Consider the following 15894-nt stretch of genomic DNA (forward strand, 5'->3'; position numbering starts at 1 on the left):
AACAGCACCCCACAGCGAGCCTGGGACCGCGCGCCGGCGCACGGTGGGCCGGCGCAGCTACCGCTGCAGACCGACGCCACCGTGCACCGGCTCACCGTCATCCCGCACGGCACCGTGACCCTCGGCCGGCACCTGATCCGCCTGGGCGCCGCCTACGGCGGCGCCCAGGTCACCGCCCTGGTCAACGGCCCCCAGGTCAGCTTCCACGCCCTCAGCGGCGACCTGATCGGCCAACTGACCCTGAACCCGGCCAAGCGTTACGCCACACTCTGCGCGGCCTAACCGAAGTGCGACACATGTCCTCAGACATCGCTGCGACAGAGGTCCGGAGACACGACACGCAGGTTTCCTGCGCTCCGGCACTCCGTTCAGACGAGGAAGCGGTAGGCCGTCGTGCCCGGGGCGAGGTGCTGGATGCGCAGCGGGCTGGCCTCGATGCGGGCCAGCAGCGCGGCGAGGTCGGCGGCGTTGCCGACCTCGATCCCGGTCAGCGCGGCGCCGGTCTCGCGGTTGTCGCGCTTGACGTACTCGAACAGCACGATGTCGTCGTCGGCGCCGAGCACCTCGTCGAGGAAACGCCGCAACGCGCCCGGCTCCTGCGGGAACTCGACCAGGAAGTAGTGCTTGAGGCCGCGGTGCACCAGCGAGCGCTCCACCACCTCGGCGTAGCGGCTGACGTCGTTGTTGCCACCGGAGAGCAGGCAGACGACGGTCTGCCCCGGCGCGACGGTCACCTGGCCGCCGGTGAGCGCGGAGCTCGCCATCGCCCCGGCGGGCTCGGCGATGACGCCGTCGACCTGGTAGAGGTCGAGCATCTCGGTGCAGATCTGCCCCTCCGGAACGGCGACCAGCTCCGCGCCGCAGTCGCGCACCATGGGGAAGGTCAGGTCCCCGGCCCGGCGCACCGCCGCGCCGTCGACGAAGGTGTCGATCTCGGGCAGCTCGACCGGGTGCCCGGCCGCCAGGGCCGCGGTCATGTTCGCCGCCCCAGCCGGCTCGACGCCGACGAGCCGGGTGGCCGGGCTGTGCTCGGCCAGCCAGGTGCCGGCACCGGCGAGCAGGCCGCCGCCGCCGACGGGCAGGACGACGACGTCCGGCGGTGCGGGCAGCTGCTCGAGCAGCTCGACGGCGACGGTGGCCTGGCCGGCGATCGTCCCGGGGGCGTCGAACGCGGGGACGAGCGTCGCCCCCGTCGCGTCGGCGTGCCGGGCGGCGGCGGCGGCCGCGTCGTCGTAGGTGTCGCCGGAGATGACCAGCTCCACCATCCCCTCGCCGAGGGCGGTGATCCGCTGGCGCTTCTGCCGGGGCGTGGTGCCGGGGACGAAGACGTAGCCACGGACGCCGAGCACGGCGCAGGCGTGCGCCACGCCCTGGCCGTGGTTGCCGGCGCTGGCGCAGACGACGCCGGCCGCGCGGCCGGTGGCGTCCAGCCGGCTGATGGTCGTGTACGCACCGCGGACCTTGTACGAGCGGCCGATCTGGAGGTCCTCGCGCTTGAGCCAGACGTCGGCGCCGGTGGCGGCGGACAGCCGGGCGTTGCGCTGGAGGGGCGTCCGGTGCGCGACGCCGGCCAGCCGGGCGACGGCGTCGGCGACCTCCGCGGAGAAACTCACGCGCCCATCCTCCCCGAGGGTTCGGCGGGAGCTCGCCATCGGGCGGGGTGCGGCGTCCGGCGCGCCTCGTGCTCTGCGTACCCGTGGACGCAGAGCACGACGACGACGAGCTGGTGCCGGGGCCGGGATTCAGTCGGTGGTCGCCGCGGCCAGGGCCCCGTCGTCGGTGCGGACGAGGCGGCCGCTCGCCAGCACGAGGCCGAGGGCGCGCTCGAGGAGCGGGGCCAGCGACGGCGTCCGGCGGCGGTAGCCGAACACCTCGGCGGTGCGCAGGAACAGCTCCTCCTGCGCGACGCCTGCCCCGGCGCGGCACAGCGCCACCATCGCGTTGCCGATCTCCTCGGGCGCCACGTGCTCCAGCGGGCGGTCGGCCCCGGAGATCTGCCGCCGGAAGCCGGTGTAGTCCGCGGGAGCGGTGCCCTGCGGCCAGACGACGTCCCCGACGAGGACCTCCGCGGGCAGCAGCCCGAGCAGGGCGTCCCGGCGGGCCTCGGTCACCCGGGTGAGCCCGTAGGCGCCGGCGGCGAGCCGGGCGAGCCGGTCGCGGTGCACCGGGCCCTCCGCCTTGACGCCGGCCAGCAGCAGGCGGCGCACGGCGCGGGCGGTCGGGGCGTCGGCCAGCTGGTCGAGCACCTTGCGCTCGCCGGCCGGCTTCGGCGCCCAGCCGACGAAGAACTGCTGGCCGTCCAGGCGCGGGGCCGCGGCGCGGGCGGCCGGTCGGCGCGCGGACCGGGCAGCGGGCGGCGGCTCCTCCGCCGCGGTCTCCTCTGCAACGGGCTCCGCCACGGGCTCCTCCGAGACCACGGCCGGGGCCACGGGCTCCTCGGCGGGGAGGGGCGCGAGCACGGTCAGCTCCGCACGCACCGGCGCGGGCTCCGGGTCGATCGCCGAGGCGACGGCCCCGTACGGCCCCGACCGCAGCGCGGACACCGGGGGAGCGGCGGCCGGCGGGGTGTTCGGGCCGTCGTCGACGAGGACCAGCACCGGACGCGCGTGCGCAGCCACGGGCTCGGGGGCGGACGGCGGCTCGGGGGGAGCCACCAGGGCGCGGGGAGCTGCCACCGGGGCGGCGGGCACGGCGGCGTCCACCGCGGCGACGAGCCGGTCCAGGACCGCGTCCCGGTCGCGCAGCCAGGAGGGCGCAGCCACACCCGCTCCACCGCGGGCCAGCGCAGCATGCCCGCGAGCACCTCCACGGGCAGGCCGTCGCGGTCCCCGACGGTGCGCCGGCCGGCCCACGCGGGCCCGTCGAGCAGCACGGCCATCACCGGCGAGTCCGGCGCGTCCGCCGTGGCGACCGACAGGTCGATCCGGAACTCCGACAGGCCCACGTCGGTGCGCACGTCCAGGCCGCGCCCGCGCAGGGCGTCGGCGATCTCCTCGCGGTGCCGGTCCACGGTGGTCAGCGGCCGGGCCTCGCGCGGCAGGGCGTCGGTGCCGAGCGCGGCCAGGTCCAGGTAGGCGCGCAGGTGCTTCACGCCGACGGAGGCGGTCTGCTCGGCGCGCAGCTGGGTCGGGTCGAAGGAGGTGAAGACGACGACCTGCCGGCGGGCCCGGGTGACCGCGACGTTGAGCCGCCGCTCCCCGCCGACCCGGTTGAGCGGCCCGAAGTTCAGCGGCAGCACCCCCCGGTCGTCGGGGCTGAACGCCGTCGAGAAGAAGACGACGTCGCGCTCGTCGCCCTGCACGTTCTCCAGGTTCTTGACGAACAGGCCCTCGCCGTCGGTGCGGTCCAGCGCCTCGACCAGCCGCTCGTCGCCGGCGTCGCGCAGCAGGGCCTCGATGTAGGAGCGCTGCTGGGCGTTGAAGGTGACCACGCCGATGGACGGCGTGCGGTCGGTGGCCTCCCCGCCCGCCCACGCATCGAACCGCCGGCGGATCTCCGCGACGATCGCCTTGGCCTCCATGGGATTGGTGCGCAGCAGCCGGCCGGCGCCCGACCGGTGGAAGGTGCCGTTGACCCGCACCAGCGAGACGCCCCGCCCGTCCGGCTCGGCCGAGGGCCGCCCGTGGGTCGGCGCGGGGAACGACGACAGCCGGTTCTCGTAGTAGTTGGTGTTGCTGAAGGCGATGAGCGACTCGTCCTGGCTGCGGTAGTGCCACGACAGCCACTGCCGGGGAACGCGCGCCTGCACGCACTCGGAGAGGATCGATTCCTCGTCCTCCACGGCGGTGCCGATCAGGTCGGCCGGGTCGTCGTCGCCGGTGGCGGGCTCGGCGAACGAGGTGGGCGGCATCTGCCGGCTGTCCCCGACGACGACGGCGGCGCGGGCCCGGCCGAGCGCGCCCACGGCGTCGGCCACCCGGATCTGCGAGGCCTCGTCGAACACGACCAGGTCGAACAGGCCGGCGCGGGCGGGGAAGAAGCGGGCCACCGAGTCGGGGCTGACCAGCACGCACGGGGTGACGGCGGTGACGAGGTCGGCGTACTGCTCCAGCAGGCCGCGCACGCCCAGCCCGCGGCGGGACCGCGACAGCTCCCGCTGCAGGGCACCGACCCGGCCGTCGCCGGAGTGCGCGTCGAACGGCCGCCTGGCCAGCAGCTGCGCGGGCAGCGCCGCGGCGAGGTGGCGGCGGACGGCGCGGGAGGCGGCCGAGAACCGGCCGATCGCCACCTCGTGCACGTCGGGGTCGAAGGCGTCCAGTCCAGAGGCGTCCCGGCGTTCGGCCACCGAGGCCCGCGCGACGCCGTGCTCGAACGCCCGCAGCGCGTCGTCGGCGGACAGCTCGCCGCGGACCAGCGTCGTCCGCGCGTCGGTCAGGCCGGCGGCGCGCAGCGGCTCCAGGGTGTCCAGGAAGCTGACCCACCGGCGCAGCGACATGAGGCCGGTGTGCTCGACCCCGCGCTCCGGGCGGGTCATGGTCCAGCGGAACACCAGGCCGTCGTCGGCGCACCACGCCGCGAGCCGCCGGCCGTCGCTGCCGCACACGGTCAGCAGCGCGGTCAGGGAGTCGCGCAGCCGGGCGACCGCCGCCGCGGCGGCGGGATCGGGGCCCGGCCCGGCGACGACGTAGCGGCGCAGCTGCACCGCGAACTCGCTGGCGCTGTCGGCGAGCGCGCCCGACCGGCGCAGCCATGCGACCTGGCCCTCCAGTAGGCCCGGCTCGAGGATCGGGTTCCAGCCCGCCGGCACCGAGAGCCCCGGGATGACCGCGGCCCGGGCGGCGAGCGCGGCGGCCGCGGTCTGCAGCCGCCACAGCGTGGCGGTCAGCTCCGGGACGTCGCGCAGCCGGAGCTTGACGCCGGGCCGCAGCACCGGCTCCAGCTGCTCGCGGACGGCGGCCAGGCCCCGGCGGCGCGCGGGCCAGGTGGCCGCCTGGGCGGTCTGGGCCGCGACGTACATGTCGGCCAGGGGGAGGGCGAGTGCCTCCGGCGTGGCGACGTCGAGCCCGGGGTGCACGCCGGTGGCGAAGGCCGCGGCCTCGGCGAGCGCGTGCCCGGTGGCCGCCGTCCACCGCCCGGTCGGGACCTCGTCGAGCACGTCCAGCGAGGTGGCCGGGCCGGAGAGCAGGTGGGCCAGGCCGTCCAGGTCGGCCGGCGTGCGCACCTCGCGCAGCGCGCGGGCCAGGTGCTCCTCCGTGGGCAGCGCGCGGATCGCCGTGTCGACGGCGGCGGCGGCCTGCTGGGCGGCGAGGAGGTCGACCTGCGGGACGTCGACGAAGGCCCAGGCGTGCCGCGGGGAGGGGCGGGCCAGGTCGGCGACGTCGGGCAGCAGCGCCAGCGCGTGCCGGACCGCCGTCAGGTCGTCGGCGGAGGCGGCGGCCACGACCGTCGCGGGGACGGCCAGCACGGGGGCGTCGTCGCCGGCGGCCAGCAGCGCCGTCCGCGCCGAGTAGTAGGACAGGCCGGCGGCGTTGGGCGCGTGCAGCCGCTCGGCGTAGCGGGCCAGGGTGCGGCGGGCGGCGCGCAGGTCCTCCGCGTCGGTCGCCAGCCCCTGCCGGTCGACGGCGACCGCGTGCTCCAGCGCGGCCTTCACCTGCGCCCGCACCGCCGCCGCCTTGCTGCCCTTGTCGTGCAGGTCGAGTGCGAACGGCCCCATGCCGACGGCGTCGAGCCGGCGGGCGACCACGTCGAGCGCGGCCCGCTTCTCGGCGACGAACAGCACCCGCTTGCCGTCGGCGACGGCCCGGGTGAGCAGGTTGGTGATGGTCTGCGACTTGCCGGTGCCGGGCGGGCCCTCGAGCACGAAGGTGCGGCCGGCCGAGGCCTCCGCGATCGCGCGCAGCTGCGAGGCGTCGGCCGGCACGGGGCAGGCCGCGGCGAGCTCGTCGAGGTCCGCGCCGTCGGCGGTGTCGGGGGCGGGGTCGGCGAAGGCCTCGGTGGGCCGGTGCAGCAGGTGGCCGACCAGCGGGTTGTCGGCGAAGTCGGCCCAGTGCTCGTCGAGGTCGCGCCACAGCCGGTACTTCGCGAACTGGAGGACGGCGAGGTCGGCGGTCGCCTCGACGCGGTGGGGGAGCCCCGCCTCGGCCAGCGCCAGCCGCATGGCCTGCAGCGCGCGGTCCAGGCCGATGCCCGCGCCGTCGCCGTCGGGCTCGGCCAGGCCCGGCACGACGAGGCCGTGCACCTGGCGCAGCTTCTCCAGCAGGCAGTAGTTGGGGGTGCTGGTGCCCGTGTCGTCGAGGGTCAGCCGGTAGCCGCCGCCGCGCGAGGCGGGGGTGAGCACGACCGGGACCAGGACCAGCGGCGAGCGCAGCGGCCGGCCGTCGAGCTCCCAGACCAGGCTGCCCAGCGCGAGGTACAGGTTGTTCGCGCCGGTCTCCTCGCGCACGGTCTTGGCCTTGTAGGCCAGGCCGCGCAGCCGGGGCAGGTAGCCGCCCTCGGTGACGTCGGCGTGCACCGACCGCCGCTCGGTGAGCGTCTCGGCGAGCAGTTCCTCGGGCAGGTCGCGGGCGGTGGCGGCGCCGCGCTCCCGGTGGACGGCGGCCAGCCGGTCCGACGCCAGCAGCGAGACCGCGGTCCCGCCGGACAGCAGGTCCTCGAGCGTGCCCAGCGAGCTGGCCGGGACCGTCAGCGGCAGGCCGGACCGCTCGGTGTAGTTGATCAGCCGGTTGCGCAGCGACAGGTCCAGCAGCGCGTTCTTCCACTGCTGCACCCGGGCGGGGGCCTCGGGGCGGCCGTGCCGGCTGGCGGGGGTGCGGTCGTGCTCGCCGCGGGTCGGCTGGACCGGGCCGCCGGAGCGGGGTGCCGCCGGCCGGTACTCGACGACCTGCACGGCGCCGTCGACCCCGCGGGTGCGCGCCGGAAGCGGCACGATCCCGTCGCGCCGGGCCCGGTGGACGTCGGTGACGCCGACGATGCGGTCCAGCCCCGCGCCCGCGGCGTCGCCGCCGGCCAGCCACGCGGAGTAGGCCGCCCGGTGCAGCTCACCGAGGTCGGGGGCCGGGGTCCCGTTCTCCGAGCCGGTCAGCAGGGTCGCCTCCAGCAGCCCGATGTAGCCGAGATCCACGAGGTTGACCAGCGGCGCGACGTCGGTGGTGGCCGCGCTGTCGGTGCCGCGCTCCTCCCGCCAGTACCCGAGGAACGCGTGCCCCGCCCCGGTGCTCCCGATGCCCTCGGCGATCCAGATCAGGGGCCGGATGCCGACCTGCTCCAGCGCGGCGGCCAGGACGACGACGGTGTCCAGGCTCGAGCCGACGCGGCCGTCGAGCACGTCACCGGGGGTGCGGATCTTCTGGCCGACGTCGGCCCAGTCGGCGGGCGGCTCGCTGTGGCGGACGGCGCGCGCGGCCAGGGCGCCGGCGAGCGCGGCGACGATCGCGTCGACGCGGTCGGGGGCTGCGTGCGCGCCCTGCAGGGTGGGGTCCCCGGTGCGCTCGGCGAGCAGCGCCGCGGCCTCGTCGAGCAGGGGGGCGATCGCGGGGTGGTGGGGCAGGACGTGCGCGGCGAGCATCTCCAGCGCCAGCGTCGCGGGGGCGGCCAGCCACTGTCCGGCGGCCAGGACCTGCACCGGCAGCGCGGCGCCGCCGACGTCCTCGCCGTCGACCAGCACGTCGACCTCGATGACGCCGGGCCGCTGCTCCTCGATCTGCAGCATGACCGCGGGGTCCATGGCCAGGCCGACGTCGCCCAGGACCGTCGTCCGGCCGGCGTCGAGGTCGACCAGCCGCTCGACCGTGCCGCCGATCGGGCCCTCGGCGTCGACCACGCGGATGCGCACGGTGGCCGCGCGGGCGGGGCCGCCGTGGTTGGTCAGCGCCAGGCGCGACACCACCGGCACCCGGTTGTGCGCCAGGGCGTAGGACAGCACCGGTGTGCTCGTCGCGGAGATCGCCACGGCGGGCCGCGCGCTGCCGGCAGCGGCGGGCGCCGGGCGGACCGGAGTGGTGCTCATGGCGTCCTGTCTACCGGTCCGGACGGACCGGTCCGGTCAGGCGGGGGCGGCGTCTGTGGCGGGTGTGGCTCGCGGGGACAATCGTTGCCGAGCGCGGCGTTTCGCCGGCGATCGGTCCGGCCTCCGGGCGGGGTCTGCCTACCGTCGGCCGATGGCGGAGATCCCAGCAGTGCCGACCGCCGACCCGCTCGCCGACGCCGACGTCGAGACCGCGCCCATGGCGCTCCGGTCCCGACACCGGGCGCCCGGCGGGCCGGTCGCCCGGCGTCGGGTGGCGCTCGCCGTGGCCGCCCTCGTGCCCGCGGTCGTCGGGCTCGCCCTCGTCGTCGCCCCGGCGGTGGACGGGGCCGGCTCCGCCGCGGCACCCCCCACGCAGGCCACGGCGGCGCCGAGCACTCCCGGGCCGGGGAGGACCGCCCCGGCGCGGACCTCGTCGACTCCCGTGGATCCGTCCACGCCGGCGACGCCTCCGGCCCCGGCCGCCGCGCCGCCGATCGTCGGGGACGGCTCCGGCGGCCCGGGGGAGATCCCCGCCGCGACGACCCCGCCGGTCGTTCCCGCGGTCGCGCCGGAGGCGCCCGCCCCGGCGCCGGGGTGCGGCCGTCCCGGCCGGGCCGAGGGCGGCCGCGGCGCCGGCAACGGCAACGGGCGGGGCTCGGCGAACTGCCCCTGACCCCGGACCGGGGGAACGGGTTGTGACGCGCGCATGACGTCCCGTCCCATCGGCGCGTCGGCGGCGCCGCCCGCGGCGGAGTGCTGCCACGGTGCCCGGCACCGACGCCCGTGGAGGTCCCCGATGTCCTGTCCGTCCTGTACCCCGACCCGCCCCTGCGCCACGTGCCGGCGGGCCCGCATCACGACCATCGTGCGGGTGCGCTCCAGCTGGACCCGCCGGGGCCGCGGCGCCGCGCGCTGAGCCCCGGGCGCCCGTGCCAGGGTGGGGTCGTGGCGAAGCGGAGCGCGGGCGTGCTGCTGCACCGGCGCGGCCCCGCGGGCGTCGAGGTGCTGCTCGGCCACATGGGCGGGCCGTTCTGGGCCCGCAAGGACGCCGCCGCCTGGTCCATCCCCAAGGGCGAGTACGTCGACGGCGAGGATCCGGAGGCCGCCGCCCGCCGCGAGTTCGCGGAGGAGCTGGGCAGCCCGGTGCCGGCCGCCGAGCTCGCGCCGCTGGGGGAGGTGCGCGCCTCGGGCAAGGTGCTGACGGTGTGGGCCGCCGAGGGCGACCTGGACGCCGACGCCTGCACGAGCAACACCTTCGCGCTCGAGTGGCCGCCGCGGTCGGGCCGGATGCAGGAGTTCCCGGAGATCGACCGGGCCGGCTGGTTCGACCTCGTCGCGGCGCGGGAGAAGCTGGTGAAGGGGCAGGTGCCGTTCCTCGACCGGCTGGCCGGGCTGCTGGGCTGATCCGGCGCGGCCGGGGGCCCCTGGGGTGCCCGTGACGGCGGCTGCCCGTGGGGCGATCTCGCAGGCCGCCGCTCCGGAGGTCCTGTCCGCGGCGGTGGAGTCGGTCTAGCTTGCGGCGAGCCGGCGGAGGGTCCGCCGGCCGCAGCAGGAAGCGGGGACCATGTCCACCTCCCAGTACCCGACCGGGCCGTCCTACCCGGCGCCGCAGCCTCCGCAGGGCTACGCGGCCCCGGGGAGCTACCCCGCGCCGATGCCGTCGGCGCCCGCGGGCGGCTACGGGCTGACGTCCGGGCCGATCGGGAAGGTCCGCAGCACCGGCACCTGCATCCTGCTGTGCATCGTGACCCTCGGGATCTACTCCCTCGTCTGGTTCTTCCAGGTGCACGAGGAGATGAAGCGGCACACCGGCAACGGGCTCGGGGGCGGGCTCGCGCTGGTCATCGCCGTGGTCTTCGGCATCGCGTCGCCCTACATCACCAGCGGCGAGGTCGGGAACATGTACGAGCGGGCCGGCCGTCCGAAGCCGGTCAGCGGCTCCACCGGCCTGTGGTACTTCCCGGGCATCTTCCTCGTCGTCGGCCCGATCGTCTGGTTCGTGAAGACCAACGGCGCCCTCAACGACTACTGGCGCTCGCTCGGCGCCGCCTGAGGTCCCGCCTCGGCCGGCCGCGCCGTCGCCTCCCGCGACGGCGCGGCCGACGCGTGTCCACGGCCGGTTCGTGACGGTTCGCTGACGTGTCGTCCCATCCGCCCCACCCGGCGCACGGCGCGCGTCCCGACTGGCATCGTCTGCGCGCCGAGTCCCGATGGACTCCCCGGAACGAGGAGAGCCCGTGCCCTGCCCCACCTGCGGCACCCACGACCAGCGTGGCGCCTACTGCGTCTCCTGCGGCACCGAGCTGCTGGCGCTGACCCAGCCGGTGCTCCGCCTGGAGACCCGCCGCAAGCCCGCCGTCCCCCCGGTGGCGGCGCGCGTGCGCTGACGGCGGTCGACCCGGCACGGCGTGGTGCGGGTCACCGCTAGCAATGTGCTTGCTCTAGTTAGCAAGCGCGGGTGGGTGGGCATGTTCCGGACGTCAGGTCAACCCCGATGTCTGGAGTTCCCCGTCATGACCGACAACACCAAGATCGTCAACCAGCTCCGCGCCCTCGTGCTGCTCACCCGCACCGAGGAGCAGGTGGCCCGCACCCGGGTCTCCCAGGCCCGTACCGATGCCGTGCGCCGCGAGCTGGCCCAGAACGCCGACAACGCCGCCGAGCGGTCCCGGCTCCTCACCGAGCAGCTGCGCGCCCTGGGCGGCGTACCCGACGTCGTCACCCCGCTGGTGGGACGGCTGTCCGCCCTCCTCAAGGCCACCGTCGAGCAGGCCGCCCCGCTGGAGGAGGCGCTGCTGACCGACCTGCAGCTCGAGCACCAGCTCCTCGACCGCGCCACCTACGTCAAGGTGCTCGCCTCCACCGCCGGGCTCCGGGAGGTGCAGCAGCTGGCCGAGCGGCTGATCACCGCGCACGAGGCGACCGTGGAGTGGCTCACCGTCGTCCTCGCCGAGGAGGCGCTCGGCGGCCCCGCGGCACTCGTGCCCACGCCGCTGCAGCGCGTCGCCGGCACCGCCGCCCGCGCGGCCAACGCCCCGGTCCGCTTCGCGGCCAACCGGGTCAACGACGTGGTCGACGGCGCCGGCCAGCTCCGCGCGAAGGCCGGCGAGGAGCTGGGCGAGGTGGCGGGCAAGGCCGGCTCGTTCGCCGGCGCCGTCCGCGAGACCCTGACCGTCGGGCGCGCCGCCGCGCTGCGCCGGGCCGAGGGGATCGCCCGGCGCGAGGGCAACCGCGACGCCGCCGACGCCGCGAAGGCCGCCCGCGAGGAGCTCGGCGACGTCACCGCCGACGAGCTGCCCGTCGAGGCCTACGACTCGCTGTCGATCGCGGACGCCGCGAAGGCCGCCAAGGCCCTGCGCTCGCCGCACGACATCAACGTGATCATCCGGTACGAGGAGACGCACAAGAACCGGTCGAGCGTGATCAGCGCCGCCCAGGTCGCCCTGGCCGCGGTCGCCAAGGAGGCCGTCGGCGTCGACGCCTGACGCACCGCCCGCAGGGGGCCCGCACCGGATGCCGGTGCGGGCCCCCGCTCGTCCGCGGCCCGCGGGGTCAGCCGGGAACGGTCTCCGGGAAGACCCACCGGCGGTAGACGACGAAGCGCACCGCGGTCCCCGCCGCGATCGAGGCGAGGTTGGCGGCCTGCAGGACCAGCGCGTCCTCCTGGCCGAGCCCGTGGCGCACGAACCCGATGATCGCGAGCCCGAGCAGGAGGGTCGCCCCGTTGACGGCGGCGAACAGCAGGTAGCCGCGGCCCGGCCGGGCGCGCGACCGCCCGCGGTAGGTGATCAGGCGGTGCCCGGCGAAGGCGACCGTCGTCGTGGTCAGCGTCGTGAGCGCCTTTGCCGCGACGGCGTCCACCCCGAGGCGCGCGTAGAGGAGCTGGAACAGGACCAGGTCCAGCACGAAGCAGCAGCCGCCCACGAGGCCGAAGCCGGACAGCTCCCGGACGATCCGCCGTCCGCCGCCCCGCAGGTGCACGAGCAGTTCCCGGCCGCTCCGCACGGCACGCAGCGTAGGACGAGCGCAGGGTGCCGACGCCGCCGCGTGTCCGGCGTCGCACCGCTCCGGTCCGGCGCGGGCGCGCGCCCGGGGGCATGGTGGAGCCCATGCACATCACGCCCGACACGCTGGAGCGGGAGTTCTCCCTCAGCACGGCCGCCACCCGCCTGGACTTCCTCAGCCGTCGGGACAGCGGCGCCGCGACGCTCGACACCGCGGCCGAGGCGGACCCCGACGACTGGAGTGCCATCCGCGACACGGGCACCACCCTCGACGTCCCCGAGTCCCTGGAGCTGCTCGCCCTGGGCGAGGTGATCGCCCGCAAGGCTCGGGACAGCCAGCTGATCGGCATCCGGGCCGCGCTGCGCGGGGGCGCCGGCTGGGACGAGATCGCCGCCGCCCTCGACGTGGCCCCCGGGGAGGCGTGGGCGGCCTACCACCGCCTCATCGAGCGGCAGGAGCGCGCCGGCGTCCTCGACCCGGGGGAGGCCGCGTCCGCGCGGAGCCTCGCCGGGGCGCAACCCGCCGGCTGAGGGCTGCCGTCAGCGGACCTCGACGCCCTTCCAGAACGCCACGCGACCGGTGATCTCCGCCGCGGCCGCCTTCGGCTGGGGGTAGTACCAGGCGGCGTCAGGGTTGGTCCGCCCGCCGACCTCGATCGTGAAGTACGACGCCCGGCCCTTCCAGGGGCAGGTGGTCGAGGTGGTCGACGGGCGCAGCACGTCCTCGCGCACGGAGGCGCGGGGGAAGTACGCGTTGCCCTCGACGAGGACGATGTCGTCGGACTCGGCGATCACGGTGCCGTTCCAGGTGGCGGTGGTCATGCCCCCGATCGTGCCTGGTCGCGCGGTCCCGGGCGCGGCGTCGCGGAAGCCCCCGGGCGGTCGCCCGCCGGTCTAGATTGCCCGGCCGTGGCGATGCGGCGCAGGACCTGGATCTGGCTGGCGGCGGCACTGGTGGTGATCGCCCTCGCGGCCTTCGTGCTCGTCTGGTTCCAGCCGCAGAAGCTCTTCTACGACGACGAGGTGTCCGAGGCGCTGCCCTCGGTCGCCGCGCCGCCGGCCGACGAGCAGGCGGGAGGCGGGGCCGGCGAGCAGACCCCGGAGCCGCCGCCGGCCCCGGTCGACCTGGCCACCGGCAGCTTCGTCTCCCGCGAGCACGAGACGACCGGCACGGCCCGGATCGTGCAACTGGCCGACGGTCAGGTCATCGTGCGGCTGGAGGGCTTCGAGACCTCGAACGGTCCCGCGCTCTACGTCTACCTGTCGCAGAACCCGGCCGAGGGGACCGAGGCCGCCTTCGACGACGACTTCGTGGACCTGGGCGCGCTCAAGGGCAACGTCGGCGACCAGAACTACGTCGTCCCCGAGGGGGTGGACGCCACCGGCTACACCAGCGTGGTGATCTGGTGCGACCGGTTCGACGCGGCCTTCGGCGCGGCCGACCTCGCGCCGGCCGCCGCCTGACGCCGGCTCACTCCGCGCTGTTCTCCACGAGCAGGGCCAGCAGTCGGCGCAGCGTCCGCACGTCGCCGTCCTCCAGACCCGCGGTCAGCCGTCCCTCGAACGCGGCCGCGGCGCGCCGGAGGCGGACGAACAGCTCCTCGCCCGCCGGCGTGAGCAGCACCCGCTGCACCCGCCGGTTGTCCGGATCGCGCCATCGGGTGACCAGTCCCGACCGCTCCAGCCCGTCCAGGTGGTGGGTGAGGGTGGGCTGACGGACGCCGACGGTCGCGGCCAGCTCCGCCTGGCTGCGGGCCTCGGTGGTGCGGACGGCGCGCAGCACGTGCCAGGTCGAGGTGCTCCCGCCCGCGGCCACCAGGGCGGCGTCCAGGGCGCGGCCCAGACCGCGGGCGGCGCCGAGGACCAGGTCGCCGACCTGCGGTTCGCTCACGGGAGTGACCTTAGAGACCTAAGGGTTCGACGTCGAACGATGGGCGCTGGAGCCGAGCCGGTCGAGCAGCACCCGGGCCAGGGTGACGAGCGTGTCGTCCGGGTGCGGGCGGTCCGCGGCGGCCCGCAGCGCCGCGGCCAGCGGCGGCGCGACCTCGGGGGAGAGGGCGGTGATCCACGCCCCGGAGCCGGCGCGGGCCTCGGCGACGTGCTCGGTGCTGCCGTCGGGTCGGACGGCGACGACCTCGGGGCGGCTGGCCAGCAGGCCGCCGCTGCGCCAGTCCCCGGCCGTCGTCCGCGCGGCGAGGGCCTCGAGCCGGTCGGCGGCGCGGCGGAGGAGGTCGGCGGGGTCCTCGGCGGTGGTGTCCACGCCGCAGATGGTGCCCGCCCGCGGGCGGAGGACCGCGGATTCAGCCCGGCTCGCGGCGCATCGGCACGTGCGGGATGCCGTCCTCGACGTACCCGGTGCCGCTGCGCCGGAAGCCGAAGCGCTCGTACCAGCCCTCCAGGTGGGCCTGGGCGCCCAGCGTGACGGGGTGCCCGGCGCACAGCGCGATCCCCGCCTCGACCAGCCGGGCCGCGAGCCCGTGCCCGCGGTGCGCCGCGGCGGTGGCCACCCGCCCGATCGCCCGGGTGGCGCCGTCGTCGAGCACGCGGACGGTGGCCGCGACCTCGCCGCCGACCTCCGCCCACAGGTGCACCGTGGCGGGTTCGACGTCCCGGCCGTCGAGTTCGGGATAGGGGCACTCCTGCTCGACGACGAACACGTCGACCCGCAGCCGGCACAGGGCGTAGACCTCGAAGGGGGTCAGGTCGGCGAAGCGCGCCGTGCGGAGCGCCGGGGCCGGCGGGGCGGCGGTCGGGTCGGGCACCGGCCAGTTGTAACCCCTCCGCGTCCGCCGGGAACCTCCGCCTCGGGCACACTCGTGTTTAGGTGTGCCTCGCCTACACCATCTGGAGGATCCGTGAACCCCCCCGGGCGCGCCACCGCCGCCGTTCTCACCGCCCTGACCGTCACCGGGACGCTGGCTGCCTGCGGCGGGTCGGGCGGGGGGGACGGCGACACCCTGACCGTCTACAGCGCGCAGCACGAGAGCCTCGTGCGGACGATGCTGGAGGGCTTCACGGAGGAGACCGGCATCGAGCTGGAGTTCCGCGAGGGCAACGACGCGGAGCTGGCCAACCAGATCGTGCAGGAGGGGGACGCCTCGCCGGCCGACGTCTTCCTGACCGAGAACAGCCCGTCCATCGAGATCCTCGACCGCGAGGGCCTGCTGGCGCCGCTGGAGCAGGCGACGCTGGACCAGGTCGGCGAGCAGTTCCGCCCCGCGTCGGGCACCTGGACCGGGTTCGCCGCGCGGTCCACCGTGCTGGTCTACAACCCGGCGCAGCTGCCGGAGTCGGAACTGCCGGTGTCGATCATGGATCTGGCCGATCCCGAGTGGGAGGGCCGCATCGGCATCGCCGCGGGCGGCGCCGACTTCCAGGCCATCGTGAGCGCCGTCCTCGCGCTGCGCGGCGAGGACGAGACACGCGCCTGGCTGGAGGGCCTGGAGCGCAATGCCGACGTCTACCAGAGCAACACCGCGGTGATGACCGCGGCGGACGAGGGCGAGATCGACGCCGGGATCATGTACCACTACTACTGGTACCGGGACCAGGCGGAGAACGCCCTGCGGGGCGACGACGCCGCGCTGCACTTCTTCCGCAACGCCGACCCCGGCGCCTTCCTCAGCGTCTCCGGTGCCGGTGTCCTCGCCTCCTCCGACCAGCAGGACGAGGCCGAGCAGCTCGTCGCCTACCTGACCGGCCGCGGGGCCCAGGAGCGGCTGTCGGAGAGCACCGCCCTGGAGTACGCGGTCGGCGTCGGGGTGGCCTCGGCCGAGGCGCTGCCGCCGCTGGACACCCTCGGAGCCCCGCCCGTCGATCCCGGCTCCCTGGAGCAGGACCGCGTCACCGAGCTGATGCAGGAGGTGGGGTTGCTCTGAGCGTCTCCTCGGCGTCCCCCGGGACGCAGCGCCCGAGCTCCGGGACGCCGGCCGCGCCGGCGCCCCG

At 76.3% G+C, this 15894-nt stretch carries 17 protein-coding genes; 9 read left to right on the top strand and 8 right to left on the bottom strand.

Going from position 1 to position 15894, the window contains the following annotated elements; translation table 11 throughout:
• Positions 1–282 (top strand): hypothetical protein (locus BMY88_RS00005; RefSeq protein ID WP_428978299.1); only part of this gene is annotated, 282 nt, incomplete at its 5' end.
• 86 nt (positions 283–368) lie between these two features.
• Here the strand turns inward: BMY88_RS00005 and ilvA are convergent.
• The 3 genes from ilvA to proA form a co-directional block, all read right to left on the bottom strand.
• A complete protein-coding gene (gene ilvA / locus BMY88_RS00010; protein WP_244524363.1) occupies positions 369–1613 on the bottom strand; it encodes a threonine ammonia-lyase IlvA in 1245 nt (414 codons plus the stop codon).
• A gap of 129 nt (positions 1614–1742) precedes the next feature.
• The gene (locus BMY88_RS24235) at positions 1743–2459 is read right to left on the bottom strand and encodes a DUF3320 domain-containing protein (RefSeq protein WP_244524364.1); all 717 of its coding nucleotides are present in this window, start codon (positions 2457–2459) and stop codon (positions 1743–1745) included.
• Between the two features lie 2 nt (positions 2460–2461).
• Complete coding sequence (proA, locus tag BMY88_RS00015) at positions 2462–7945, bottom strand: anti-phage protein ProA (protein WP_244524365.1); 5484 nt, start codon at positions 7943–7945, stop codon at positions 2462–2464.
• 151 nt (positions 7946–8096) lie between these two features.
• Here proA and BMY88_RS00020 point away from each other — a divergent pair, with 151 nt between their 5' ends.
• The 5 genes from BMY88_RS00020 (at position 8097) to BMY88_RS00035 (ending at position 11430) form a co-directional block, all read left to right on the top strand.
• Positions 8097–8618 (top strand): hypothetical protein, encoded by a 522-nt coding sequence (locus tag BMY88_RS00020; RefSeq protein ID WP_139220359.1) that lies wholly within the window; start codon positions 8097–8099, stop codon positions 8616–8618.
• 272 nt (positions 8619–8890) lie between these two features.
• Entirely contained in the window at positions 8891–9349 is a 459-nt protein-coding gene (locus BMY88_RS00025; protein WP_091939864.1) for an NUDIX hydrolase, read from the top strand.
• A gap of 160 nt (positions 9350–9509) precedes the next feature.
• Positions 9510–9998: a DUF4234 domain-containing protein gene (locus tag BMY88_RS00030; protein WP_244524366.1), complete on the top strand. Its 489-nt coding sequence runs from the start codon at positions 9510–9512 to the stop codon at positions 9996–9998.
• A 184-nt stretch (positions 9999–10182) separates the two neighbouring features.
• The gene (locus BMY88_RS23615) at positions 10183–10332 is read left to right on the top strand and encodes a hypothetical protein (RefSeq protein ID WP_170860892.1); all 150 of its coding nucleotides are present in this window, start codon (positions 10183–10185) and stop codon (positions 10330–10332) included.
• A 126-nt stretch (positions 10333–10458) separates the two neighbouring features.
• Positions 10459–11430: a hypothetical protein gene (locus BMY88_RS00035; protein ID WP_091938894.1), complete on the top strand. Its 972-nt coding sequence runs from the start codon at positions 10459–10461 to the stop codon at positions 11428–11430.
• Between the two features lie 67 nt (positions 11431–11497).
• On the opposite strand, the gene BMY88_RS00040 is transcribed toward BMY88_RS00035, so the two are convergent.
• Positions 11498–11950, bottom strand: coding sequence for a GtrA family protein (locus tag BMY88_RS00040; protein ID WP_244524367.1), 453 nt, complete (start codon positions 11948–11950; stop codon positions 11498–11500).
• Positions 11951–12054: 104 nt separating this feature from the next.
• On the opposite strand from BMY88_RS00040, the gene BMY88_RS00045 reads away from it, so the two are divergent.
• Complete coding sequence (locus BMY88_RS00045) at positions 12055–12480, top strand: hypothetical protein (RefSeq protein WP_091938896.1); 426 nt, start codon at positions 12055–12057, stop codon at positions 12478–12480.
• Positions 12481–12489: 9 nt separating this feature from the next.
• Here BMY88_RS00045 and BMY88_RS00050 read toward each other — a convergent pair whose 3' ends face one another.
• Positions 12490–12771 (bottom strand): DUF427 domain-containing protein, encoded by a 282-nt coding sequence (locus BMY88_RS00050; RefSeq protein ID WP_091938898.1) that lies wholly within the window; start codon positions 12769–12771, stop codon positions 12490–12492.
• Between the two features lie 93 nt (positions 12772–12864).
• Here BMY88_RS00050 and BMY88_RS00055 point away from each other — a divergent pair, with 93 nt between their 5' ends.
• A complete protein-coding gene (locus tag BMY88_RS00055) occupies positions 12865–13413 on the top strand; it encodes a DM13 domain-containing protein (protein WP_091939870.1) in 549 nt (182 codons plus the stop codon).
• Between the two features lie 7 nt (positions 13414–13420).
• On the opposite strand, the gene BMY88_RS00060 is transcribed toward BMY88_RS00055, so the two are convergent.
• The 3 genes from BMY88_RS00060 to BMY88_RS00070 are packed head-to-tail and all read right to left on the bottom strand — an operon-like array spanning position 13421 to position 14711.
• Positions 13421–13840: a MarR family winged helix-turn-helix transcriptional regulator gene (locus BMY88_RS00060; protein ID WP_091938900.1), complete on the bottom strand. Its 420-nt coding sequence runs from the start codon at positions 13838–13840 to the stop codon at positions 13421–13423.
• Positions 13841–13858: 18 nt separating this feature from the next.
• Positions 13859–14209, bottom strand: coding sequence for a hypothetical protein (locus BMY88_RS00065; RefSeq protein WP_091938902.1), 351 nt, complete (start codon positions 14207–14209; stop codon positions 13859–13861).
• A gap of 40 nt (positions 14210–14249) precedes the next feature.
• Positions 14250–14711: a GNAT family N-acetyltransferase gene (locus BMY88_RS00070; protein ID WP_091938904.1), complete on the bottom strand. Its 462-nt coding sequence runs from the start codon at positions 14709–14711 to the stop codon at positions 14250–14252.
• Positions 14712–14804: 93 nt separating this feature from the next.
• On the opposite strand from BMY88_RS00070, the gene BMY88_RS00075 reads away from it, so the two are divergent.
• The gene (locus BMY88_RS00075; RefSeq protein WP_091938906.1) at positions 14805–15827 is read left to right on the top strand and encodes an iron ABC transporter substrate-binding protein; all 1023 of its coding nucleotides are present in this window, start codon (positions 14805–14807) and stop codon (positions 15825–15827) included.
• The last annotated feature ends 67 nt before the right edge of the window (positions 15828–15894 follow it).

This window comes from Trujillonella endophytica (genome assembly GCF_900110555.1).
GTDB lineage: Bacteria > Actinomycetota > Actinomycetes > Mycobacteriales > Geodermatophilaceae > Trujillonella > Trujillonella endophytica.